The sequence below is a fragment of the Pseudomonas sp. SG20052 genome, from assembly GCF_031766055.1.
In the GTDB taxonomy this organism is placed as follows: domain Bacteria; phylum Pseudomonadota; class Gammaproteobacteria; order Pseudomonadales; family Pseudomonadaceae; genus Aquipseudomonas; species Aquipseudomonas mandelii.
Map to the genome: position 1 here is coordinate 3001289 of NZ_CP134498.1, position 24133 is coordinate 3025421.

General features: G+C 57.6%; 19 protein-coding genes. 6 read left to right on the forward strand and 13 right to left on the reverse strand.

Going from position 1 to position 24133, the window contains the following annotated elements; translation table 11 throughout:
* Window positions 1-134: 134 nt before the first annotated feature.
* Both RHP74_RS13690 and RHP74_RS13695 read left to right on the forward strand, forming a co-directional pair.
* A complete protein-coding gene (locus RHP74_RS13690) occupies window positions 135-1760 on the forward strand; it encodes a methyl-accepting chemotaxis protein (protein WP_010459969.1) in 1626 nt (541 codons plus the stop codon).
* 43 nt (window positions 1761-1803) lie between these two features.
* Window positions 1804-2991, forward strand: a complete 1188-nt coding sequence (locus RHP74_RS13695; RefSeq protein ID WP_288113390.1) for a pyridoxal phosphate-dependent aminotransferase — start codon at window positions 1804-1806, stop codon at window positions 2989-2991.
* 111 nt (window positions 2992-3102) lie between these two features.
* On the opposite strand, the gene RHP74_RS13700 is transcribed toward RHP74_RS13695, so the two are convergent.
* The 5 genes from RHP74_RS13700 to RHP74_RS13720 all read right to left on the reverse strand — a co-directional run bounded on the left by RHP74_RS13700 (window position 3103) and on the right by RHP74_RS13720 (window position 8440).
* Window positions 3103-4083 (reverse strand): NAD(P)-dependent oxidoreductase, encoded by a 981-nt coding sequence (locus tag RHP74_RS13700; protein WP_311099956.1) that lies wholly within the window; start codon window positions 4081-4083, stop codon window positions 3103-3105.
* Between the two features lie 21 nt (window positions 4084-4104).
* Entirely contained in the window at window positions 4105-5403 is a 1299-nt protein-coding gene (locus RHP74_RS13705) for an MFS transporter (RefSeq protein WP_282411831.1), read from the reverse strand.
* A 45-nt stretch (window positions 5404-5448) separates the two neighbouring features.
* Window positions 5449-6486, reverse strand: coding sequence for a sugar kinase (locus tag RHP74_RS13710; RefSeq protein ID WP_311099958.1), 1038 nt, complete (start codon window positions 6484-6486; stop codon window positions 5449-5451).
* On the reverse strand, window positions 6479-7261 hold the full coding sequence (locus RHP74_RS13715) for a sugar phosphate isomerase/epimerase (protein WP_083376833.1): 783 nt from the start codon (window positions 7259-7261) through the stop codon (window positions 6479-6481). The genes RHP74_RS13710 and RHP74_RS13715 overlap by 8 nt, the downstream gene beginning before the upstream one ends.
* A gap of 153 nt (window positions 7262-7414) precedes the next feature.
* Window positions 7415-8440 (reverse strand): LacI family DNA-binding transcriptional regulator, encoded by a 1026-nt coding sequence (locus RHP74_RS13720; protein ID WP_010459977.1) that lies wholly within the window; start codon window positions 8438-8440, stop codon window positions 7415-7417.
* Window positions 8441-8673: 233 nt separating this feature from the next.
* On the opposite strand from RHP74_RS13720, the gene RHP74_RS13725 reads away from it, so the two are divergent.
* The 3 genes from RHP74_RS13725 (at window position 8674) to RHP74_RS13735 (ending at window position 14036) form a co-directional block, all read left to right on the forward strand.
* Entirely contained in the window at window positions 8674-9477 is an 804-nt protein-coding gene (locus RHP74_RS13725; RefSeq protein ID WP_311099961.1) for a hypothetical protein, read from the forward strand.
* 95 nt (window positions 9478-9572) lie between these two features.
* Window positions 9573-11576, forward strand: coding sequence for a hypothetical protein (locus RHP74_RS13730; RefSeq protein WP_311099962.1), 2004 nt, complete (start codon window positions 9573-9575; stop codon window positions 11574-11576).
* 216 nt (window positions 11577-11792) lie between these two features.
* Complete coding sequence (locus RHP74_RS13735) at window positions 11793-14036, forward strand: autotransporter outer membrane beta-barrel domain-containing protein (protein WP_311099964.1); 2244 nt, start codon at window positions 11793-11795, stop codon at window positions 14034-14036.
* A 76-nt stretch (window positions 14037-14112) separates the two neighbouring features.
* Here RHP74_RS13735 and RHP74_RS13740 read toward each other — a convergent pair whose 3' ends face one another.
* From RHP74_RS13740 to RHP74_RS13775, 8 genes are all read right to left on the reverse strand, one after another.
* Window positions 14113-14601 (reverse strand): hypothetical protein, encoded by a 489-nt coding sequence (locus RHP74_RS13740; RefSeq protein WP_221109435.1) that lies wholly within the window; start codon window positions 14599-14601, stop codon window positions 14113-14115.
* A 151-nt stretch (window positions 14602-14752) separates the two neighbouring features.
* A complete protein-coding gene (locus RHP74_RS13745; RefSeq protein ID WP_311099966.1) occupies window positions 14753-15370 on the reverse strand; it encodes a LysE family translocator in 618 nt (205 codons plus the stop codon).
* 51 nt (window positions 15371-15421) lie between these two features.
* Window positions 15422-16261, reverse strand: a complete 840-nt coding sequence (locus RHP74_RS13750) for an AraC family transcriptional regulator (RefSeq protein ID WP_221109448.1) — start codon at window positions 16259-16261, stop codon at window positions 15422-15424.
* A gap of 161 nt (window positions 16262-16422) precedes the next feature.
* Window positions 16423-16917, reverse strand: coding sequence for a hypothetical protein (locus RHP74_RS13755; RefSeq protein ID WP_282411442.1), 495 nt, complete (start codon window positions 16915-16917; stop codon window positions 16423-16425).
* Between the two features lie 133 nt (window positions 16918-17050).
* Window positions 17051-17692 carry a DUF1345 domain-containing protein gene (locus tag RHP74_RS13760; protein ID WP_221109452.1) on the reverse strand — a complete coding sequence of 214 codons (642 nt, stop codon included), beginning with the start codon at window positions 17690-17692 and terminating at the stop codon, window positions 17051-17053.
* 89 nt (window positions 17693-17781) lie between these two features.
* Entirely contained in the window at window positions 17782-18708 is a 927-nt protein-coding gene (locus RHP74_RS13765; RefSeq protein ID WP_221109454.1) for a hypothetical protein, read from the reverse strand.
* 154 nt (window positions 18709-18862) lie between these two features.
* Window positions 18863-21961, reverse strand: coding sequence for an efflux RND transporter permease subunit (locus RHP74_RS13770; protein WP_311099970.1), 3099 nt, complete (start codon window positions 21959-21961; stop codon window positions 18863-18865).
* Window positions 21962-21975: 14 nt separating this feature from the next.
* Window positions 21976-23133, reverse strand: coding sequence for an efflux RND transporter periplasmic adaptor subunit (locus RHP74_RS13775; protein ID WP_311099972.1), 1158 nt, complete (start codon window positions 23131-23133; stop codon window positions 21976-21978).
* 294 nt (window positions 23134-23427) lie between these two features.
* Here RHP74_RS13775 and RHP74_RS13780 point away from each other — a divergent pair, with 294 nt between their 5' ends.
* On the forward strand, window positions 23428-24129 hold the full coding sequence (locus RHP74_RS13780; RefSeq protein ID WP_010459989.1) for a response regulator transcription factor: 702 nt from the start codon (window positions 23428-23430) through the stop codon (window positions 24127-24129).
* Window positions 24130-24133 lie beyond the last annotated feature (4 nt).

A 24133-nucleotide genomic window follows, 5' to 3' on the forward strand; every position in this document is an offset into this window, starting at 1 on the left:
CCAGCCGATACAGCCAATAAGCGCACACAAACCTATTACAACAGTGGCGCCCCGCTGACCCTGTGCGCCTCACGCCCGCCACTCAGCCATCACCGCAAGGACGCTCGCCGCCTCAATCACCCGAGTATCGTCCTATGTCCCTGCGTAATCTGAATATCGCACCTCGAGCCTTCCTGGGGTTTGCTTTCATTGCCTTGCTCGTCATCGTGCTCGGTGTGTTTGCGGTGAATCGCATGTCGATCATCCGCCAGGCCTCGATCGACATGGGCAGTACCCAACTGCCCAGCATCGGCTTCCTGGGCAATGTCACCGAAAACATCCTGCGCATGCGCATCTTGTCGTTCCGGATTCTGGTCAACCGCGAGCCGGCCAGTTTGCAGGAAGCTGAAGCGCGGATCGCGGTGCTTATCGACAAGGCGCGCAAGGCCCAGGCCAGTTATGCCGAGTTGCCGATGGAGTCGGACGAAGAGGCGCTGTACAAGGTATTCAGCGCGACGCTGGAAAAATACATGCAAGCGCAACGCGAGATGCTGGACCTGTCGCGCCAGAACAAGGTGGATGAGATGCGCGCCTTGATCAACACGCGGATCAAGGAAGGCACCGACCAGATGGGCGAGCAGCTCAATAAACTGGTGGCTTACAACCAGCAGGGCGCAAAAGCGGCCGGGATGATTGCGCAAGAAAACTACAACACCGCCGTGAACGGCATCATCGTGGTGTCGGTGGTCGCGTCGCTCCTGACCGTGCTGCTGGCCTGGCTACTGACCCGCAGCATCGTCACGCCGCTCAATCGCGCAGTGCAGGCCGCAGAAACCATTGCCGGCGGCAACCTGAGCAAAGCCATCGAAATCGACGGCAAGGACGAACCGGCACGCTTGCTCGGGGCCTTGTCCGTCATGCAGGCCAATCTGCGCGAAACCATCGAGCAGATCGCCGGTTCCGCCACGCAACTGGGGGCCGCCGCAGAAGAACTCAGCACCGTGACCGAGGAAGCGTCCCGCGGCCTGCAACAACAGAACAACGAAATCGAACAAGCCGCCACGGCGGTCAACGAAATGACCGCTGCCGTGGAAGAAGTCGCGCGCAACGCCGTGTCGACCTCCGAAGCGTCGAGCCAGTCGACCCAGGCCGCCCGTGAAGGCCGCGACCGCGTGGTGGAAACCGTGGACGCGATCCAGACCATGACCCACGACGTGCAAAACACGTCGTTGATGATCGAAGGCCTGGCCGCACAGGGCCGCGACATCGGCAAAGTGCTGGACGTGATCCGCGCCATCGCCGAACAGACCAACCTGCTGGCGCTCAACGCGGCCATTGAAGCGGCCCGTGCCGGTGAAGCCGGACGTGGTTTTGCCGTGGTGGCAGACGAAGTCCGGGCCCTGGCCCATCGCACGGCACAATCGACCCAGGAAATCGAAAAAATGGTCGCCGGCATCCAGAACGGCACGGGCGAAGCCGTCTCGTCGATGCAGCAGAGCAATCAGCGCACCCAGAGCACCTTGGAGATGGCCCGCGCCGCTGGTGTGGCGCTGGAGCAGATCACCCAGTCAATCCACTTGATCAACGAACGCAACCTGGTGATCGCCAGCGCGTCGGAAGAGCAAGCCCAGGTGTCCCGCGAAGTCGACCGCAACCTGGTGAACATCCGCGACCTCGCCACCCAGTCCGCCGCCGGTGCCAATCAGACCAGCGCCGCGACGCATGAGCTGTCGCGCCTGGCGGTCGATTTGAATGCGATGGTGGCGCGTTTCGTGATTTGAGATAGGGTTGAGACTGGGAGTCCGCGCGCGACAGGAGAAACACATGCGCTATTCAGCCTTGACCCAACGAATCGCCGGCGACGGAGCGGCAGCCTGGCAGATTCATGACCGAGCGCTGGAAATGCGCGAGCAAGGAGTCGATGTACTGCTGTTGTCGATCGGCGATCCTGATTTCGATACGCCGGCGCCCATCGTGCAGGCGGCCATCGACAGTTTGCGGGCCGGCGACACGCATTACCCGGAGGTGCGCGGCAGTCGCGGATTGCGCAGCAGCATTGCGCGGCGCCATCGACAGCGCAGTGGTCAGGCGGTGGACGCCGATCATGTGATCGTGTTTCCGGGCGCGCAGTGTGCGGTGTATTCGGTCGCGCAATGCCTGCTCGATCCCGGCGATGAGGTGATCGTCGCCGAACCGATGTACGTGACCTATGAAGGGGTGTTCGGGGCTTGCGCGGCCAAGGTGGTGCCGGTGGCAGTGCGGCCGGAGAACGGCTTTCGCGTTGACCCGGCGGATGTCGCGGCGCTGATTACGCCGAAGACCCGCGTCCTGTTGCTCAACAGTCCAAACAATCCGTCCGGCGCAAGCCTGTCATTGAAGACCTGGCAAGCGCTGGCGGTGTTGTGCGTGCGTCATGATCTGTGGCTGATCAGCGACGAGGTCTACAGCGATCTGTTGTTCGAGGGCGAACACATCAGCCCGGCAAGCCTGCCGGGCATGGCCGAACGCACCGCGACCATCAACAGCCTGTCCAAATCCCACGCCATGAGTGGCTGGCGCGTGGGTTGGTCAATCGGCCCGAAAATGTTGGCCGAGCATCTGGTGCATTTGTCGTTGTGCATGCTGTTCGGCATTCCCGATTTTGTGCAGAAAGCCGCGCAAGTGGCGCTGGATGAAGACCTGCCGGAAGTGGCGCTGATGCGAGAGGAATATCGCCTGCGTCGCGATCTGGTGTGCGCGAGGTTGAGTGGTTGCCCGGGGATCCGCCCGATCCGGCCGGATGGCGGGATGTTCGTGATGGTCGATGTGCGCCCGACCGGGTTGTGTGCCCAAGGGTTTGCCGAGCGTCTGCTGGAGGGTTACGGCGTGTCGGTGCTGGCCGGCGAGGCATTCGGGCCGAGTGCGGCGGGGCATATCCGCATCGGGTTGGTGGTGGATCAAGTGAAACTGGCGGATGCGTGCCGGCGGATTGCGTTGTGTGCTGCGGACCTGCTCGAAGCGCGGCGGGCCTGACAGTGTTGTGTGAGTGCCGGCCTCTTCGCGGGCAAGCCTTGCTCCTACAGGATCGGCGAACCCGTAGGAGCGAGGCTTGCCCGCGAAGGCTGACTAACAGACGCCGAAATCCTAACGCTCGGACCACGCCCCGACATTCACCAGGTTCTTCGGCCGTTCTCCAGCCAACGCCATCAGCAGATTATCCACCGCGCACCCAGCCATCGCTTCCCGCGTCTCATGCGTCGCCGACCCCATATGCGGCGTCGCCACCACGTTGTTCAATGTCAACAACGGCGAATCAACATTCAGCGGCTCACGCTCAAACACATCCAGTCCCGCCGCGCGAATCTGTCCGGTGCGCAATGCCTCAATCAGCGCGGCCTCATCGACGACTTTTCCTCGGGAAATGTTGATGAAAATACTCTCCGGGCGCATCAAGGCGAACTCTTCAGCGCCAATCAACCCTTCGGTTTCAGCCGTCAACGGCAAGGTCAGGCAAATGAAATCGGCCTGTTGCAACAGCGCCGTCAGGCTGCGGTACTGAGCATCAAAGCGTTGCTCAACCGCCGGTTTTGGCGAATGGCTGTGATAGATAACCGGCATGCCAAAACCAAAATGCCCGCGCTGGGCCAACGCCTCACCAATACGCCCCATGCCGATGATGCCCAGGGTCTTGCCGTGCACGTCGGTGCCGAAATGCACCGGACCGATGTTGCGGTTCCACTGACCGGCGCGGACCATGTTGGCCAGTTCCACCACCCGCCGGGCCGTCGCCAGAATCAGCGCGAACCCCGTATCCGCCGTGGTTTCCGTCAGCACGTCCGGGGTGTTGCTGAGCAGAATGCGCCGCTCGGTCAGGTAGTCGATGTCATAGTTGTCGACGCCCACCGAGACACTGGCAATCGCTTCAAGATTGGGCGCCAGATCAAGCAGTTCGCCGTCCAGCTTCAGACTCGCGCCAAGCAAGCCATGGGCGCGGGGCAGGGCGGCGCGCAGTCGTTCGATGCCCTCCGGGTTGAGGTTGTCGATCAGTGTCACGTCGGTGTGCTCATGCAGGCGAGCCATCAACAGCGGCGAGAGTTTCTTGTACAGCACGACCTGCTTTTTCATCGTCATCATCTCAACTTCAAATCAAGGGTGAGCCGGCACTGGCCGTTGCGTATCGGCCTTGGCCACGACCCGGTCACTGGCGCCGGGCTTGAGGAAAATCGTCAAAATCACGGAGAGCATCAACGCGCCGCTCATCAGCAAGTAAGACGCGCCAGGCGAGCCGGTGGAGCTGTTCAGGTAGCCGACCAGATACGAACCGCCGAATGAACCCAGCGCGCCCATGCTGTTGATCAGCGCCATGGCCCCGCCGGCAACGTTGGCCGGGAGGATTTCCGGAACGATGGCGAAAAACGGCCCATACGGCGCATACATGCAGGCGCCGGCGATCACCAGCAGGGTGTAGGACCACCAGAAATGTTCGGCGCCCAAGGCATAGGAACCGTAGAACGCAATCGAGGCGATCAGCAGCGGCGGCCAGACGAAGCGTTTGCGCTTCTGCAATTTGTCCGAGCCCCAGGACACCAGCAGCATGGCGATCACTGCGGCCAGGTACGGCAGCGCCGAGAGCCAGCCGGCTTCGATCATGTCCATCTGCGCGCCGGCCTTGAGGATCGACGGCAGCCACAACACGAAACCGTAGACACCAATGCTCCAGCAGAAAAACTGCAGCGCAAGGATGATCACTTTCGGCGAACGGAAGGCTTCGGCGTAGTTCTTCACTGCTTTGATGCCGACCTGTTCGGCGGCGAGAGCGCTTTCCAGGTCGTGCTTCTCCTGGTCGGTCAGCCACTTGGCCTGGGCCGGACGGTCATCGGCCAGACGCCACCAGATAAACGCCCAGAATACCGCCGGCAAACCTTCAATGATGAACATCCAGCGCCAGCTGTAATGCTGCACCAGATAACCTGACACCACTGACATCCACAGCATGGTCACCGGGTTGCCGAGGATCAGGAAAGTATTGGCCCGGGAGCGTTCGGCGCGGGTGAACCAGTGGCACAGGTACACCAGCATCGCTGGCATCACCGCGGCTTCGACCACACCGAGCATGAAACGGATCACGATCAGCCAATAGGCGTTGGAGACGACCCCGGTCAACGTCGCGAGCCCGCCCCAGAGGATCAGGCTGACGAAAATCAGCTTCTTCACGCTGTGTTTCTGCGCATAGATCGCGCCCGGTATCTGGAAGAAAAAGTAACCGAGGAAAAACAGCGCGCCGAGCATTGAAGACAGGCCGGGCGTGATCATCAGGTCGGCGGCCATCCCGGAGGCGGCAGCGAAGCCGTAATTGGCGCGGTCCAGATACGCCAGGCTGTAGGTGATGAAGACGATGGGCATGATGTACCACCAACGGCGGGTGGCGAGTGAGGCGGTTTTCATAGTGGTGCTCCTGAGCTTGTTGTTTTTGTCGCAGCAGGTAACGGGTCAGAAATCTTCAGTGGCTGTGCGGGGCTCTTCGCGGGCAAGCCTCGCTCCTACAAGAGCGCCGCTGTCCTGTAGGCGCGAAGCTTGCCCGCGAACAGCGGTCTCAAATTCGACGGACATTTCCAGGCGGGTCGGCAACCCCTCCATATCCCCGCGACTCTGCACCGCACGGCTGCCAATCCAGTTGGCCCGCTGCACGGCATCGGCGAAGCTGTGGTTTTCGAGCAAGGCGCTGATCATGCCGACGGCAAAGCCATCACCGGCGCCGACGGTATCGACCACCGTTGCCACCGGCACACCCGCGACAAACCCTTGATCTTGCTGCGTGCGGTAATACGCGCCATGGGGCCCGAGTTTGATTGCCACCGCTTCTGCACCCTGATCGAGATAAAACGCCGCAATGTCCTCCGGGTCTTCATACCCGGTCAGTAAACGTCCTTCACTCAACCCCGGCAGCACCCAGTGGGCGAGGGCGGCGAGGCGATTGATCTCGCTGATCATCAGTTGCTCGCTGGCCCACAGGCTCGGACGCAGGTTCGGGTCGAAGGACACGCTGCGCCCGGCAGTGCGCATGCGGGTCATCAGTTCAAAAGACATTTCCCGGGCCGACGCAGACAGCGCCGGAGGAATGCCGGTAGCGTGCAGATGTCGCGCGTTGAGCAACGGCGGGGAGATCGATTGCACCGACAAATGACTCGCCGCCGAGCCGCGACGGAAATACTCGACCGCCGGATCACTGCCATCGTCGGTACGAGACTTGAGCTGAAACCCGGTCGGGTGTGCCGGGTCGATGGCGACATGGCTGCAATCCAGGCCTTCCTTTTCCAACGTATCGATGACAAACCGTCCCAACGAATCGGCACCGACCCGGCTCAGCCACGCCACGTTGAACCCCAGCCGCGACAGGCCGATCGCGACGTTGCTGTCCGCCCCGGCAATGCGCTTGTGGAATTGGCCGACGGCCGCCAGATCACCGTTCTGATCTGCGACGAACATGGCCATGGTTTCGCCGAACGAGAGAATATCGAACTCAGACATGGGCACTCTCCAGACGGGATTGGCCGAGGCGGGCGAGGGTGGCGACGTGGTCGGTGGTCAACTGCACCAGGTCATCGCCTTGCAGCGGATATTCCGCCGCGCGCATGACGCCTTGGGCCATGTGCCGCAGCAGTTGTTCCCACAGATGCACATCGCTGGCAGCTGGCGGGGTGGCGACCAGTTTGCCGTCAGCCCGGCGCGCAACGGCTTTGCAATGCACGTAGCCGACATGCCGACCGAGCAGCCGAGCGGCATTGACGGCGGACTGGTCCTGCCATTGCCAGTTGCCGATGTCGAAGGTCATTTTGATCGGCAGTCGGTGTTGCTCGACTTCGCCGAAGAAGCGTTGGAACGGCTCGATACGCCCGCCGTGCAAGGTCTGGTCGTTTTCCACCAGCAGCTGCACCGGGCTTCGCGCGAGGATCCGGCTCAAGGTGTGCAGATCGTTGTTGTCGGTGAAGTAGCCCAAGGAAACTTTCAGCCATTTGGCGCCGAACGTTTCAGCGCGCTGGAGGGTGGAAAGCAGTTCAGGGTTGGGTTTCGACTGGCCGGCCAGCCACAGTTCCATCGGTGAGGAATAGATGCTTTCCAGGCCATGTGAGCGAGTGGCGTCGGCCAGTTGCACCGGGTTTTCATGGGTCAGCAATTCTTCGCGCCATTCAATGCGCGTGGCACCGGCAGCCGCCAATACCTCGATAAAACTGCCTTGGCCACGTTGGCGGACCAGATCGGCGCCGTAGCTCGACAGGCTGATGGAAACGGGTGGTTTATTCATTGTTTTGCACCTCTGAAACCGGTTTCATTTTTGTTCAAAAAAAAGGCTTAAGTAATGTGGGGTTCTTTCGGGCCTCATCGCGAGCAGGCTCACTCCCACAGGCATACGCATTCCAATGTGGGAGCGAGCCTGGTCGCGATAGGGCCATCACATTCACTGAAGATTCCCAAGGGTCGACCCACGCACAATCAACCGCGCCGAAAAATCCATCGTCCGCACCGGTCCGTCATCCCCACGCAACCGCTTGAGCAAACACTCAAACGCGCTCGCGCCAATCTCCGCCGTCGGCTGGGCCAGCGCCGTAATCCCGCTGCCCACCAGCGGATACCAATCCAGATCATCCAAAGCGATCAACCCGACATCCTCGAACAGATTGCACTGCAACTCGCGCAAGGCATGGGTTGCGGCCAACGCCGCAATGCCATTGGCACAGAACAACGCTTTGTGACCAGGGCCGGGGGTTGTAAGGAAGGTTTTCAGTTGCGCAGTCAGCTCGCTACCGGTTTCGACCACCGCGCCGGTCAGCGCGGGACGCTGCCCGATCTGCGCCTTGAAACTGCTGACCCGCTCAATCCGCGAGCTGGTGCCGTCAAACGGTTCGGTCACCATCAGCACGTCGCGATAGCCGCGTTCCTGCAAGTGGGCGATGGCCATTTCCACTGCGGCCGGGTTGTCCAGACCGACCAGATCACTTTCAAGCTGCTCAACCTTGCGATCCACCAGCACCATCGGCATCTCCCGATGCAGCTCGCGCAACTCATCGCGGTGGTGGCCCAGGGTATTCACGATCAAACCTTCGATGTTGTATGAGCGCAGCAACGCCAGGTGCTGGCGTTCCTGCTCGTCATCGCGATCGGTGTTGCACACCACCAGGCTGTAGCCGTGCTGACGGCAGGCGGTTTCCACCCCGTGCATCACGGCAATCGAATAAGGGTTACGGATGTCGGCTACCAGCATGCCGATCAGGCGAGTGCGGCCGCGTTTCAGGCCGCGGGCCATCTGGTTGGGGCGATAGCCGAGTTGGGCAATCGCCTGCTCGATGCGCAAGGCAATGGCATCGGAGAGCAGGGCGCGATCATCGCCGATGAAGCGCGAGACGCTGGCCTTGGAGACGCCGGCATGTTCGGCGACGTCGAGCATGGTGACGCGGCTGCGCTGGGCGGCGGAGAAATCGTTCACGGTCTGAAACCTTCTTATTGGATTTATCAGGTTAAGTGCCAAGCACTGAAACCGGTTTCAGAAGACACCATTCGTGAGAATGCGTCAACCCAGTAGAGTCTCAGTGCGTAGGAAAAAGGCCGATGAACGGTAGCTTTACCTGTCAGATATGACAGTAGCCACACCACTGAACTCGGCGCTTAATTTCTTTCATTACCAACGAGCAGTTTTATGACCATCAAAGGACTTGCGATATGGCGCCCAATAAACCCCTGACGTTCGATGCGCCAAAAGTTGAAGGTGTAGAAGATCCCGATGTCGATCCAGAGGGGTATATCCCACTTCCATTGCTGCTCACAGGCATTGATGTGGTCGTGCCTTTATGGGACGAACCGGCGACGAAACCGGGCGAAAGGGACATTATGACGGTTCGCTTTGAGCAACCCGGACAACGACCTGTAGTAATAGAAAATATTTATACTCCGGCGGACATGAAGCCTGAATTTATTATTCATATTGGCCCAGAGCATCTGGTGAATGATGGCGTCGGGGAGTTGTGGTATGAAGTGCTTAATACGGCGGACAATCCATCTTATTCATATCGCCGCAAACTGACAATAGATCACGCTCCGGTATTGATTGATCTTGAAGAGGCTGATTTTCTATATACAGATCTCTGGGGGAATTATAACTGCGATACCGAACCGCCAATATGGCTTGGTATACATGTTGTTATTCCGCCGCTAACCCTGTTTAGGGTTGGTGATAGATGCGAAGTCACATGGAGAGGGTATTCCACACTGAATGGGAGTGGCGTTGAAATCGTTAGCGCACGTTGGATCAATGTGCGCCAGAACTTGAGCGTTACAGAGATTCGGGAAGGATATCCACTTGTCGTTCAGCCCTACGACATACATATAGCGCCGATGGTAAAAAACTCTTCCGCCACCCTGGTTTATCAAGTCTATCGTGGGGCCAGACTTGTTGGTGTGTCAAAAACAGCATTGGTCAAAATCGACAGAATCATCGTTGGTGTAGAGCTCCCATGTGGGCCTTGAGCAATGTTGAATAATGTTTGTTGCGTAAATGTTGTAAGTCGTATTGTTTGTTCTTAATAAGTTCTACTTAACATGTGATGCCAGGAGAATTCAAGATGAACAGCAGAGTTGATAAAGCCATATTGTCCCGAAGAGCTGTGCTTCAGAAGCGTTTCGGTGCGGGAGGCATGTTTGCAAATCCCGTTGGTGTCACGATTACTGATCAAACACTTCCCGGGGGTGACTTGCGTATCCCGCTGGCGGCGCTGTCCGCGCCGCTCAAATACACCATTCCGCGACCTTCGGAGCTTGAGGATCCGGCTGATGTGATTCAGTTTACGATCCGTGAGAAAGGTACGACAATCTGGACGGATATAGAGCTCCCGCAAGAATTGGGGCCTATTGCTGACAGGACATGGCCCTTGCCCAAGACAATCCCGATGAGTCCGTGGATGGTTGAGAAAAACATACCTGAAACGCCTACCGAATATGAACTTCAATACGTTTACTGGTATGGCGGGGTGAACCCGGGGTACTCGGACATCGTTACATACGCCATGGACCGAACTGCACCCTATCGAGTGAAGACACCAGCTTCGAACCTGTCTCCGGGAGCGGCTACTTTTCCGGCCGATTTACCGCCGACCGCTGTTATCGATGAAGCCTACATAGGTAACAACCCGAGCGGAATCACGTTGACTGCCGCGGTCTATGGGAACTATCACAGCACCGACATGTTGCTGGTCTGGGTGGGCATAGCCCCTGATCCTGGGCGTGACGAACCGGTGCTTGAAATCCCTTTGCCTGCCTCGCTCCAATTTACCATCCCCATCAATGTATTCGTAAATGCTGTTGAGGGTGTCAACACCGTTCGCTATAGAGTGAGGGATCTTGTAGGCCACTTGAGCAAAGTATCGAATCCCGCTTCGCGTGAAGTAAAGCGCATTGCCGACCCGACTGTATTTGAACCACCCGTGGTGCCATTGGCCAGCGACGGTTTGATTGATCTGGGTGACTGTGATCTTGGAGTCACACTTGAGGCGTCGGTGCCCAGCCCGAATGCTACAACGGACACGCTTATGGGGTACTGGGGCCCAGAAGAGTTGGGTGAAAAGCTTGTGAGCAGTGCAATTGATGGAAAGCTGGTTTGGGAGGTTCCTTATTCCATCATCAAGAGCGTGTATGGCAATACCGATGGCGATGAAGAAACCGAGTTCAGTTATGCCATGTTTCGAGGTAACCGTCTTCTTGGCGGGAGTAATGACAAGACATTAGTCAATATTTACTATATCGGTCCGCCTAACCCGAATGAGCCGGATCCCGTGAACCCTGAACTTGAACAACCTGTGCTGACGTTTTCAGGGGGCAGTACGGATAAGGTAGAAGAAGGGGATTACGGTAAAGATGCAACGATTTCAGTTCAATTGTTTGCCACTCCGCCTACTGAAGAAGGATGGTTGGTTACGGTTTATTATGATGGAGTGCAAGTAGGTACGACCATCGCCTTAATCCCGGGTCAGGAAAATACGACACTTACGCGAACGCTTCCCTGGGAAACAATCTTTGATCAAGGTCCCGGAGAAAAACCTTTGCATTGGGTCCTTCATACAGAACAGAACCCAAACCCGGTAGAGTGTATACCCAAGCCTATTCCTGTAGCCGCTTTCCCTATTCAGACTCCTAAGCCTGAGGTGCAGAATCTTGCAGGCCCGCTTCTGAGGATCGGTTGTGCAACATTGAACTTTATACCTCCGGGTGATGGCACTGACCGGCGTAATCTGAGAGTTATCATTCCGAAAAGTGATTACACGCTCCCGGGTGAGACGATCACGTTAAGTTTTGCTGCATATACTGATGAAACTCCACCGGTTCTTGTTCCGGGAACGGATACCACAGCAACTTTGTTGGTGTCTGGCCCGTACCCTGATGCGGGGGCTCCAATTAATATCGGTGTGTACGACACTCATTTCAGACCGGCGAACCGGACATATGGTGTACTTAAATACACCATTACCCGATCGGATTCTACGCCCACTCCAGATTCAGCGGAGGCTAAACATTACATGCTGTTTACTAATAGCGAAGGGCAGTACTGCGAAGAAGTAAATCCTGTTCCATGACGTTCGCTACAGACAATGCGACTGGTTGGTCTTAGTCGCATTGTCTTTACGTTGCTTCGAGACCTGTCAGAAGAATCCGATGGTGGGTTTTTCTATGCTGAAAAACAGATAAGTCCTACAGATATGTGCCTGGCTTAACGCTAGCCTAGCGACCCTCGTTTCCATGGTCCCTCTACAAGTGGCAGTGGCCAGATGTTTAGATGACAGGTGTCTACTATGCAAAAAAAGTTAACCACAGTGCCTCCTTTTTCTATTGGTTGGAGTTTGGTGTTTTCTTCCATTCTGTTGCCATTCTCATCAACGACCATGGCAGGAAACCTTGTTGGCGGGACGACAACCATTACAGGTGGTACTCCCGAGCAATGGTCGCTTAGCTCAGATGCCACATTGAACGTCAATGGCGCTCAAGCATTGTTCATAAACACCGACAGTTCGACACTCAATGTCAATGCAGGTATTACTCAACAGATTACAGCCCGCAACGGCTCTCAAGTTAACCTGCGTGGAGCAACCGTCTCGGGCGTAGGCGGTCTGGCTGCCGTGGTACTAGTCAATAGTCAGGCCACTATCGACAACAGCACGATTACTGGCAATCGTGTCGGGCTCCAGGTAGTACGCGATGTGAGTACCTCGACGGGGTCTACCGCCACCGTTAGCGGCAACAGCAACATTACCGGTGTGACGGGCGGGGCCCTGGTGAGTGCATTCAGTCGTTTGGATGTCACTGATTCGAAGATTCAGGGAACAGGTGCCACCAGTTACGGATTGAGGTTGGCCAGCGGTCACGCCACGGCAACCGACAGTACGATCAAAGGGGGACAAAACGGTGTGACGATCGGGCTTGACGCAAACTCTATCCAGCCCGCGACACTCAACCTCAACAATACAACTGTCGAAGGCGTAACGGGTTCGGCCATTCAGGTTGATTTCGCCAATGCAGGCTCTTCGACTGCGACGATCATGCTGAACAACTCCCGACTGGTGGCAGGCAACGATACCTTGCTCGATGTACGAGGAGGGGCTACAGCCTCGTTGACTGTCAATAACAGTACGTTGAGCGGCAATATCGTCAATGAAGCAGGCAGCACCACTGACCTGGTCTTACAGAACAATTCGGTTCTGACAGGCAACCTGGAAAATGTCTCTCGTGCAACCATCAATGACTCTTCTCGATGGGTACTGGTGGGCGATGGCCACATAGACAATCTGACGTTAAACGGTGGCACCGTTCGTTTCGGCGCCGTCAATGAGTTTTATCAATTGAATGTGGGGCAGCTTGCTGGTAACGGTCGCTTCGAGTTGGGAACTGACTTCGCTACGGGACAGACAGACCTGCTGAATGTGACAGGAACGGCAAGCGGTCGACATGAACTGGTCATCAGTAGTTCTGGGGTGGACCCCGCCGCCGGTCAACCGGTTCGGGTAGTGCAAACAGGGGGCGGCGATGCGCAATTCTTTATGGTTCGGGATGTAGACCTCGGGACCTTCTCCTATAGCGTGGCGAAAAGTGGCAACGACTGGATTCTCGATCCAACGACAAGGACAGTCAGCCCAGGCGCGCGCTCGGTGCTGGCTTTATTCAACACGGCATCGACCGTGTGGTCCGCCGAAGCTACTTCACTGCGTTCGCGCATGGGAGAGTTGCGATTCAATGGTGCCGAAGGCGGAGCATGGGGGCGCACCTATGGCAACAAATACAACGTAGCCGATGGTTCAGGTGTTGGATATCAGCAAACCCAACGAGGTTTTACGTTGGGGGCCGATGTTCCGCTGCCATTCGGCGACGGACAATGGTTGATAGGCTGGATGGCGGGGCATAGCAAGTCCGACCTGAATCTTGATGGCGGTACTTCCGGTACCGTTACCAGCAACTATCTGGGAACCTACCTCACCTGGATCGATGCCCGTAGTGGTTACTACCTGGACGGAGTTCTTAAATTAAACCGCTTTCGCAACGAGGCCAAAGTTGGCCTGAGCGATGGACACAGGGCCAAAGGTGATTACGATAATACCGGGCTGGGTGGCTCCTTGGAATTTGGGCGGAATATCAAACTGGCTGAGGGCTATTTCTTTGAGCCCTATACAAAGTGGTCAGGCGTGGTCATTCAGGGCAGGAGTTTCACTCTGGACAACGATATGCAAGCTGATGGAGATCGCACACGGTCATTGGTGGGTGAGGCTGGCGTGACAGCTGGACGCACTTTTGCACTGGAAGGCGGTCTGCAAGTTCAGCCCTATGTACGGGTCGCACTGGGTCACGAGTTCGCCAAAAATAATGAGGTCAAGGTCAACGATAATGTGTTCAATAATGATCTCTCAGGGTCCCGAAGTGAGATTGCCGCAGGTTTGGCTCTCGCCATGACGGATCGCCTGCAAGTGCACATTGATGCGGATTACAGTAAAGGGAAAAACATAGAGCGGCCGATCGGCTTGAATGTAGGTGTTCGTTACGGTTTTTAAGAAGCCAATGGTGGTGATTAAATAAAAAAGGAAGCGACGGCTTCCTTTTTTATTGAGCGTTTCTTTCATGGCGTTGTTAGGCCGCCTGTCTCGTGCTGCTGTTTTTACGAGCGCTGGAGATATCGCTTTTTGAGTTGAATTCGAGATTGAGCGTTAAGGTTTTATCTTCGTCATCATCCTGGTTTTCCAGAAGGACGTCTTTGAGTTCTCCAGAGAAAACACCCGTAATGTTATCGTACTTGATGTCAATCGTTCCGCTTTGCTGCATGTAAAAGACGGGGCCTGTGGATTCGGTATTGTCCACAAAGGTTACCCGCACCTCGCTGGAGTCGGGGCTGACGGTATAACTGCCCTCTACCAAGTCTTTCCTGGCTGACACGTACACTTCTTTTGTGGTGGACTCCGGGCGTGGTGCACGTTGCCTGGCAAACATGACATGAGACTCGCCGTGGGGTGGTGGGAAAGTCTCTGACCTCAACTCTACCAACTGCGCGTTGAACGCGATTCCGTCGCCAATAGTTCCATTGCAGCTACCGGATCGGGGGATGTTGTTGATGCTGTTCATTGAAGTTATCTCCGCGATTATGACTCGAAATATCCTGGCAATAGAGCATCCGGGATGACATATCAGAGCGCTTAAAAGCCGACCTGTAAACTGACATGCTTGACAGTTTACAGGTCCTTATAAATGTGATTTTTTCTTGCGGTAGGGGGGACTATCCGATCCAGGCACTGAGCCACGTTGAGCCCGCCAGCAACAAACCCATGGAGCGATTGAAGTATTGCAACGCTTTAATTGAATGGAGTCTTTTTTTCACACTTGATCCCAGCAGCGCCCAGGCAGCCATGCAAGGCAGAGCTATCGCAAAAAAAACAAAACTCAATAACAAAACGTGATGCATACGATCGGAGCCGTTGCTGGCAAAGACACTGATGACCGCCATGGCCATCATCCAGGTTTTTGGGTTCACCCATTGCAGGCCTGCGGCGGTAAAAAGTCCTGGGCGCCGATGGCTGTCAGATAAGTCAGGATCAAGGGCTTGGGTGGGCGAATGGAAAATCTGCCAGGCCAGGTAGGTCAACCAGGCAACGCCTAGCCACTGCATGGCGTATTGCAGCGCGGGAATCTGCTTCAGCGATTCGCCCAACCCATAACCCACCAGCAGGACGATGAGTGCAGCACTGGCGCAGGCACCGAAGATGATAGGCAAAGTAGCCTTGAAGCCATGCCGGGCGCTGTTGCTCAGTACCAGAATGTTGGTCGGCCCCGGTGTGATGGAAGCAACAAAAGCAAACAGCAAAAAAGGCAACAGCGAGGGGGAAGTGGACGGCATGACAAAGGACTCCGGGAGTGATCTGAAGTGCCGATCCTCACAAGTTCTGTTTCAAGCGTCTGGAAGATTTGAGCAGCGCTTGCGGTACAACGCCGGCGTCAAGCCATAAGCCCGGACGAACCAGCGTCCCAAGTGGCTCTGATCGGCAAACCCCAACGCCGTCGCCACCGCCGCCGGTTGTTCGCCACGGGCCAGCATCCTCCGGGCGGTAGCCAAGCGCAATTGCACCAGATAGGCATGCGGTGCCAGACCGTAGGCCGCCTTGAACGCTCGAGTCAGGCGGAAGCGGTCGACCCCGGTTGCCACAGCCAGCTGGTCAAGACTTATATCGTTTTGAGCGTTGGCGTGCAGATACTCCCGAGCCCTCTGTGCCACCAGCGGCAGGCGCGGGTCTACGCCATAGCGGGCGCGCCAGTGCAAATGGCTGGTCAGGCGTTCGAGAAGGCCGTCGATGGCACTCTGGCGGACGATTTTCAGTTCACCGCCATGCAGGGTTTCAAAGGCAAGGCTGGTGGCCTGAGCCAGTCGGATGTCGCTGGCGAGGGTGGTGGCGAAACTCAACTGGCTGTCAAGCGGTGCGTCTTCGAACAGCGTGCTCAGTTCACGTTCCAGCCACTGCGGATCAAGGTACAACATGCGGTAGGTGAAACCATCCTCTGTCGGCGCCTCACCGTCATGGATGTCCCCCGGTTCGAGCAGGAACACCTTGCCCGGGGTGCTCTGATGCCTGGCACGCCGACAATTGAACTGCTGGACTCCTTGCTCGGTCACGCCCACCAGATAACTGTCATGCCAGTGCGGATCGTAAGCGTGGCCCTCGAAATGCGCGCGCAGGGTCTCGATACCGGTGTCGGCATCCTGGGCCAGGTCGATCCAGTTGGCGTTGCTCATGGCAGCCTGCGTATGCGGAAGTCACGGGTGCAGGTTAGCGTGTAGCCAGGGGGGCGTGTCTAGAAGGTTTGTGCGACGGGCGATGGGGGCGCGGGCATACGTTGAAGGTTTTATGCCTGCGGGCGGTTGATACAACCTCCCACAGGCATGCGTTAAATGTTTTATACCTTTTGACGGGAAGCATGAAGCCTGTGGAATACAGCGTCAATGCCTTCGACATTGAATACGGCGCTCAGATCGAAGGGGATATCGTCCGACCCCACCAGCCTGCAGGAGGTGCTGCCGTGGATCCGTTTGGACTGTTCATCAAGCGTGAATTTAACGGTGCCCTTGATGACGTTATATTCGTAGAACACGCCACCACCCTCTGGTAGACGGACACAGTAAACGTCGAGTTTATCGGCCGGCAGGCCATGTTCTCCGCTGAAAACGTCTGCGTGAAAACTGAACGTAAAGCCGACGTAGAATCCATCCTGTAGTTCACTCTGGCCGCTGACGGACCAAGAGGCAGGAATGCTGGGAGTAGGGCGTGGAAAATACCTCAACGAGACATCGTCCGTGTCGAAGTTTTTAAGTGGGCCTCCAATAAACGTAGCGTTGACGCGGCCGGTCGATTTGGCATGTTTCTGAAGGGCGGGAATTCGTTTATCAGTCATGATCGTTCCTTCGGTTCATTAAAAGTGAGGGCTGCGATTTGTTTGTTCGCAGCTTCAGAGTTACGCCGAATGGGTACTTTGTATACTGTCAGAGTTGACAGTTGAAACACCGGCTTCTATATGTTTTTAATAATCAGTTAAACAGCCCCGCCGCAATGTTGATCGAAAACCCCAGAATCGCCGTATTGAACAAAAAACCGATCAATGATTGCGCCAGCACAATCTTGCGCATATTCCGAGTCGCCACACCCACGTCCGAAGTCTGCACGGCCACGCCGATGGTGAAAGAGAAATACAGGAAGTCCCAATAATTGGGTGTTTCCAGTCCTTCAGCGAAGCGCAACGCCAAGTCTTCGCCGTCCCAGGTATAGAACAGGCGAGCGTAATGCACGCTGAAAATCACCCCGATCAACAACCACGAGCCGATGACCGTCAGTGCGGTGAAGCCGTAATGCAGGAGCTTGCGGGTGGTTTCCAGGTCCTTGCTGCCGGCCAGTTCGAAGGTGATGGTCGCAAGGCTGGCAAGCGCGGCGATGCACACCACGAACAACACCAGCCCGGCGTTTTCGTCTTCGATCTCGGCGATGCGTTTCACATCTGGCGCCTTCGCACGGGCGGCGAGCCAAAGCATCAGGATCAGGTAAGTCCAGACGCCGACGTTCCAGCCAATGAGGATTTTGCTGATGATCGAATCGGCCGGAGCCAGAATGCCCGCCGCGACGCCAAGGGTGGCGGCGGCGGACAGGCGAGGGTGGGTGCGGGCCAGGAAGGGCATGAAGGCTCAAGGTCAGGGGGCTTTGCAGCACCATAGCCCTGCCGTGAGTGGTGCGGCAAGAGCGGGGCTTTTGCCTATTATGGAAACGCTCAGACCGGACGCTTTGTGCCGTCGAAATTGAACAGCCCTTTTTTCACGTTGACAGTCTTTGACCCGTCCGAGCGTTCGGCTTCGAACACGATGGAACCCGCCAAGACATCCAAGGATGAATCTTTGTTTAGTTGGACGGTGTCGAGCTGGAGCTTGCCGTCAATGGAGAGATAACTGCTTATCCCGGAGGAATCAAATTCGATGTACATCGCGCGAACTTCGGCGCTGTCCCGGATGAGTGTGTATTCCTTGTTGGTCTCTAACGTATTGGCGACAAACAGGACGATGACTGCATTCGGGGAGCCGGGTTGTTTGGACCAGGCCCGCCAATGCTCAACTGGGAAATTGGTGTCATTACCAGGGTTCGCGGTCAGGTCAAATTCAACAGCACTGTATTGTTTCACGTCCTCGCCGTCTTGAATCTCAGCAGTGAAGCTCCCGGTCGCTTTGTGCTCCTTCGGTCCGGTCAGGCTTGCATCAAAACCTGCAAGGTCGAACGCCCCTTCAGTCACTGTAACGAGTTCATGTGTTGGGGACACCGCATCGAACTTGAAACTGGCGGTAGCTTTTTCCTCTTTTTCGTCGATGGTGAAAGTTACTTGCCCCTTGTCAGCGATGAACGGACTGGCGTCTGGTCCATTAAATTCCCAAAAGGTAGCGTTGACTGTGTTGGGGTTATTGACGTCCTTATCAATCATGTAAACCTTGTTTGTCACACTGCCCTCATACGGGATCCTGAAGATGAAATCGTAAAAATGGGCTTCGTCTTCCTTGACGTTATGAGTGGCCATTGCATACCAACGACCTTCACCAGCGTCTTTGTAGAGCTTCATTTTTGTTTCGTCGCCCACGAAGTCTCCGCGCTCGCCAAGATTTGCGGTGCATGTTCCGGTAGTGGCATTGGGTGTAAGGCTGATTTTTTTCATCAGAGCATTCCTTCGCTGGGGTTGATCTCGTGCTCAACGACCTGGTTGAGCGTTGAACCCAGCGTAAAGAGGAATGCAGACCCCGTGAACTGTCAGATCTGACAGTTCACGGGGCCGTGAGGGCTTAAAAAATGCTGTTTATAGAATGAACGGTTCAGTCCTTTTTCTTGAAACGAACAACCCACTTCATCACCACCACAAAAAACACCGGCACAAACACCACCGCCAGCGTCGCCGTGATCATCCCGCCGATCACCCCGGTGCCGATTGCTTGCTGACTCGCCGAACTGGCCCCGGTAGCAATTGCCAACGGCACCACACCCAGAATGAACGCCAGCGACGTCATCACAATCGGCCGCAACCGCAAGCGCGCGGCTTGCAGCGTGGCGTCGATCAAGTCATGCCCTTCGTCGTACAGGCTCTTGGCGAATTCGATGATCAGGATCGCGTTCTTCGCCGACAGGCCAATGATGGTGATCAGTCCGACCTTGAAGAACACGTCGTTGGGCATCCCGCGAAAGGTCACGGCCAGCACGGCGCCGAGCACACCCAGCGGCACTACCAGCAGCACCGATGTTGGAATCGACCAGCTTTCATACAGCGCCGCCAGACAGAGGAACACGATCAACAGCGACAGCCCGAGCAGAATCGGTGCCTGACTGCCGGACAAACGTTCCTGCAACGACAACCCGGTCCACTCCTGACCCAACCCGGCCGGGCCGAGCGCAACCAGCCGCTCGATTTCCGCCATGGCTTCGCCGGTGCTGTGGCCGGGCGCCGGCTCGCCGGAAATGCTGATCGCCGGGTAACCGTTGTAACGGGTCAACTGCGCCGGGCCCTGGGTCCATTTCGCCTGGACGAAGGCCGACAACGGCACCATTTTTCCGCCGTCGTTACGCACGTGGATCTTCAGCAGATCGGCCACCTGGCTGCGTTGATCGCCTTCAGCCTGAACCACCACCCGTTGCATCCGCCCCTGATTGGGGAAGTCGTTGATGTAGGCCGAACCGACCGCCGTGGAGAGCACGTTGCCAATGTCGGCAAAGGACACGCCCAAAGCGTTGGCCTGTTTGCGGTCGACTTCCAGCTGCACTTGCGGCGCCTCGGCCAGCGCGCTTTCACGGACGTTCATCAGGATCGGGCTTTTCTCGGCGGCGGCGAGCAATTCGCTACGCGCCTTCATCAGCGTGGCATGACCGAGGCCGCCACGGTCCTGCAAGCGGAACTCGAAGCCGCTGGAAGTGCCAAGACCGTCAACCGGCGGCGGCAGCACCGAGAAGGCCACCGCATCCTTTATCTGGCTCAGGGCAATGTTGGCGCGGTCGGCAATCGAACTCGCCGAGTCGTCGCTGCCCCGATCCGACCAATCCTTCAGCGTGGTAAATGCCAGCGCGGCGTTTTGTCCGCTGCCGGAAAAACTGAAACCGAGAATCACTGTGCTGTCGCCGACACCCGGCTCAGTGGCGTTGTGCGCTTCAACTTGTTCCACGACCTTGACCGTTCGGTTTTTGCTCGCGCCCGGTGGTAGCTGAATGTCGGTGATGGTGTAGCCCTGATCCTCAACCGGCAGAAACGAGGAGGGCAGGCGACTGAAACACAGGCCCAGACCAATCAGCAGCACGCCGTAGATCAGCAGATAACGGCCCGTGCGTTTCAGTGCATACGCCACCCAACCTTGATAACGCTCGGTCAAACGATCGAAACCACGGTTGAACCAACCAAAGAACCCGCTCTTTTCGTGATGCTCGCCCTTGGCAATCGGCTTGAGCAGCGTCGCGCACAGCGCCGGGGTCAGGGTCAGCGCAAGGAAGGCGGAGAACAGGATCGAGGTGGCCATCGACAGCGAGAACTGTCGGTAAATCACCCCGACCGAGCCCTGCATGAACGCCATCGGAATAAACACCGCCACCAGCACCAGGGTGATGCCGATGATTGCCCCGGTAATCTGCTTCATCGCCTTGCGCGTCGCCTCTTTGGGCGACAGGCCCTCGGTGGCCATGATCCGCTCGACGTTTTCCACCACCACGATGGCGTCATCCACCAGAATGCCGATGGCCAATACCATGCCGAACATGGTCAGCACGTTGATCGAGAAGCCCAGCGCGAGCATGGTCGCAAACGTGCCCATCAGCGCCACCGGCACCACCAGCGTCGGGATCAGCGTGTAGCGGATGTTCTGCAGGAACAGGAACATCACCGCAAACACCAGCAGCATCGCCTCGCCGAGGGTGTAAACCACTTTGGTGATCGAGACTTTGACGAACGGCGAGGTGTCGTAAGGAATCTTGTATTCCACGTTCGCCGGGAAGTAGCGCGCCAGTTCATCCATCTTCGCTCGCACCAGGGTCGCGGTGCTCAGCGCATTGGCGCCCGGCGCCAACTGTACGCTGACGGCGGTGGAAGGCTTGCCGTTCAGGCGCGTGCCGAACTGATATTCCTGGCTGCCGATCTCGACCCGCGCCACGTCCTTGATGCGCACGGTGGAACCGTCAGGGGTGGCTTTGAGGACGATGTCGGCGAATTCTTCCGGCGTCGACAATTGGCCTTTTACCAGAATGGTCGCGGTGATTTCCTGGGTGGTGCGCGTCGGCAAATCGCCGATGCTGCCGGCCGAGACCTGGGCGTTCTGCGCGACGATGGCGGCGTTGACGTCGCCCGGGGTCAGGTTGAAACCGATCAGCTTCTGCGGGTCGATCCAGATGCGCATCGCCCGTTCGGCGCCATACAACTGGGCTTTGCCGACGCCGTCCAGACGCTTGATCTCGTTCATCACGTTGCGCGCCAGGTAATCACTGAGCGCCACATCGTCGAGCTTGCCGTCGCTGGAAGTCAGGGTGATCAACAACAGGAAACCGGCGGAGACTTTCTCCACCTGCAAGCCTTGCTGATTGACCGCTTGGGGCAGCCGCGATTCCACGACTTTCAGCCGGTTTTGCACGTCGACCTGGGCCATTTCCGGGTGGGTGCCCGGCTGGAAAGTAGCCTTGATGGTGGCGCTGCCGAGGCTGCTCTGGGATTCGAAATACAACAGGTGATCGGCGCCGTTGAGCTCTTCCTCGATCAGGCTGACTACGCTCTCGTCGATGGTCTGCGCCGAAGCGCCGGGGTACACGGCGTAGATTTCGATCTGCGGCGGCGCGACGTCGGGGTATTGCGCCACCGGCAACTGAGGAATGGCCAAGGCGCCGGCCAGCAGGATGAACAGGGCAACCACCCAGGCGAACACCGGGCGATCGATAAAGAACTGCGGCATAAAAAGCGTCCTGCTTACTGACCAGAAACCTGGGCAAGTGGAAGAGGGGTGTTGTCGATCTGGACTTTTTCACCGGGCTTGGCGTGTTGCAGGCCTTCGGTGACAATGCGGTCGCCGGGGTTAAGACCGGCGGTGACGATCCAGCGATCGTTCTGTACCGCGCCCAGTTCTACCGTTTGCTGGCCGATACGCTGCTCGGCGTCGATCACCAACACCTGGGCAATGCCGGCGCTGTCACGCTGAATGGACCGCTGCGGTACGCTGATGCCTTGCTGATTGACGGCTTGTTCGAGGCGCACCCGCACGAAGCTGCCCGGTAGCAAGTCGAGGTCCGGGTTGGGGAACTCGCTGCGCACGATAATCTGGCCAGTGCCCGGGTCGACAGTGATGTCGGTGAACAGCAGCTTGCCCGGCAGCGGGTAAAGGCTGCCGTCATCCTGAATCAGCGTGGCTTTGGCCTGGCCCTGGCCCACTTCCTTCAACTGTCCGGAACGGAAGGCGCGGCGCAGGTCGTTGAGTTCCCGGGTCGATTGGGTCAGGTCGGCGTGAATCGGGTTCAGCTGCTGGATCAGTGCCAGCGGCGTGGTTTCGTTCTGCCCGACCAGCGCACCTTCGGTCACCAGCGCGCGGCCGATGCGCCCGGAAATCGGTGCAGTGACGGTGGCGTAACCGAGGTTGAGTTTCGCCCGGTCTACGGAGGCCTTGTTGGCGGCGACATCAGCAGCGGTTTGCCGGGCACTGGCCCGGGCGTTGTCGTAATCCTGGCCGCTGATGGCGTTGCCTTCGATCAACTGGGCATAACGCTGTTCCTGCAATTTGGCCTGGAACGCATTGGCTTCAGCCTTGCGCAAGGACGCTTCGGCGCTGTCGAGGTCAGCCTTGAAGGGCGCCGGGTCGATACGGAACAGCACATCGCCTTTTTTGACGTCGCTGCCTTCGCGAAAGGTGCGTTGCAACACGACGCCGGCGACCCGGGCGCGGACTTCGGCAATCCGTGGCGCGGCAATTCGCCCGCTCAGTTCACTGGTGATCGACAGGGGCCGGGCTTCGACTGTTTCGACGCGCACCGTGGCCAGAGGCGCCTGTTCTTCGGCGTTCGAGGACTTGTCACAAGCGCTCAGCGTCAATGCCAGCGCCATCAGGCTGAGCTTGGCAAGCAGGTTCTTTGACATGTAATTACCCCAATAATGACTGCCCGCATCCTACGGGGAGGCGAGGAGAGTAGCGGTGAAGCTTTGTTGGTGCTGTGTGAAATTGTGTAAGGGTTTTGCTCGCGGGCGTGCGGGGGCGTATATCCTTGGCCGCTTGAAACTTTTTGCGCCTGTCAGGCCGCCTTCGCGGGCAAGCCTCGCTCCTACCGTTAATCGCATTCCCTCGTAGGAGCGAGTAATCGCATTTCCCTGTAGGAGCGAGGCTTGCCCGCGAAGAGGCCCCAAAGGTCGCCACTGCACTTTCTGGAAACACCCATGCCCAACATCCTCCTGGTCGAAGACGACACCGCGCTCTCCGAACTGATTGCCAGCTACCTGGAACGCAATGGCTATAGCGTCAGTGTCATCAGCCGTGGCGACCACGTGCGCGAGCGGGCGCGGGTCAATCCGCCGGACCTGGTCATCCTCGACCTGATGCTGCCCGGGCTCGATGGCCTGCAAGTCTGCCGCTTGCTGCGGGCGGATTCGGCCACGCTGCCGATCCTGATGCTCACCGCTCGCGACGACAGCCACGACCAGGTGCTGGGGCTGGAAATGGGCGCCGACGACTACGTCACCAAACCCTGCGAACCCCGCGTCTTGCTGGCCCGCGTGCGCACGCTGTTGCGCCGCAGCAGCCTCAGCGAACCGCAGACCGCCAACGACCGCATCCTCATGGGCAACTTGTGCATCGACTTGTCCGAGCGCACCGTGACTTGGCGCGATCAGCTGGTGGAGCTGTCCAGCGGTGAATACAACCTGCTGGTGGTGCTGGCCCGGCATGCCGGCGAAGTGCTGAGCCGCGACCAGATCCTGCAACGCCTGCGCGGCATCGAATTCAACGGCACCGACCGCTCGGTGGACGTGGCGATTTCCAAGTTGCGGCGCAAGTTCGACGACCACGCGGGCGAGGCGCGCAAGATCAAGACCGTGTGGGGCAAGGGCTACCTGTTCAGCCGTTCCGAGTGGGAATGCTGAGACG

Bases quoted from the DNA above. Each gene is read 5' to 3' on its own strand.
- RHP74_RS13690 (WP_010459969.1), top strand. From the start codon at position 135: ATGTCCCTGCGTAATCTGAATATCGCACCTCGAGCCTTCCTGGGGTTT.
- RHP74_RS13695 (WP_288113390.1), top strand. From the start codon at position 1,804: ATGCGCTATTCAGCCTTGACCCAACGAATCGCCGGCGACGGAGCGGCA.
- RHP74_RS13700 (WP_311099956.1), bottom strand. From the start codon at position 4,083: ATGAAAAAGCAGGTCGTGCTGTACAAGAAACTCTCGCCGCTGTTGATG.
- RHP74_RS13705 (WP_282411831.1), bottom strand. From the start codon at position 5,403: ATGAAAACCGCCTCACTCGCCACCCGCCGTTGGTGGTACATCATGCCC.
- RHP74_RS13710 (WP_311099958.1), bottom strand. From the start codon at position 6,486: ATGTCTGAGTTCGATATTCTCTCGTTCGGCGAAACCATGGCCATGTTC.
- RHP74_RS13715 (WP_083376833.1), bottom strand. From the start codon at position 7,261: ATGAATAAACCACCCGTTTCCATCAGCCTGTCGAGCTACGGCGCCGAT.
- RHP74_RS13725 (WP_311099961.1), top strand. From the start codon at position 8,674: ATGGCGCCCAATAAACCCCTGACGTTCGATGCGCCAAAAGTTGAAGGT.
- RHP74_RS13730 (WP_311099962.1), top strand. From the start codon at position 9,573: ATGAACAGCAGAGTTGATAAAGCCATATTGTCCCGAAGAGCTGTGCTT.
- RHP74_RS13735 (WP_311099964.1), top strand. From the start codon at position 11,793: ATGCAAAAAAAGTTAACCACAGTGCCTCCTTTTTCTATTGGTTGGAGT.
- RHP74_RS13740 (WP_221109435.1), bottom strand. From the start codon at position 14,601: ATGAACAGCATCAACAACATCCCCCGATCCGGTAGCTGCAATGGAACT.
- RHP74_RS13745 (WP_311099966.1), bottom strand. From the start codon at position 15,370: ATGCCGTCCACTTCCCCCTCGCTGTTGCCTTTTTTGCTGTTTGCTTTT.
- RHP74_RS13750 (WP_221109448.1), bottom strand. From the start codon at position 16,261: ATGAGCAACGCCAACTGGATCGACCTGGCCCAGGATGCCGACACCGGT.
- RHP74_RS13755 (WP_282411442.1), bottom strand. From the start codon at position 16,917: ATGACTGATAAACGAATTCCCGCCCTTCAGAAACATGCCAAATCGACC.
- RHP74_RS13760 (WP_221109452.1), bottom strand. From the start codon at position 17,692: ATGCCCTTCCTGGCCCGCACCCACCCTCGCCTGTCCGCCGCCGCCACC.
- RHP74_RS13765 (WP_221109454.1), bottom strand. From the start codon at position 18,708: ATGAAAAAAATCAGCCTTACACCCAATGCCACTACCGGAACATGCACC.
- RHP74_RS13770 (WP_311099970.1), bottom strand. From the start codon at position 21,961: ATGCCGCAGTTCTTTATCGATCGCCCGGTGTTCGCCTGGGTGGTTGCC.
- RHP74_RS13775 (WP_311099972.1), bottom strand. From the start codon at position 23,133: ATGTCAAAGAACCTGCTTGCCAAGCTCAGCCTGATGGCGCTGGCATTG.
- RHP74_RS13780 (WP_010459989.1), top strand. From the start codon at position 23,428: ATGCCCAACATCCTCCTGGTCGAAGACGACACCGCGCTCTCCGAACTG.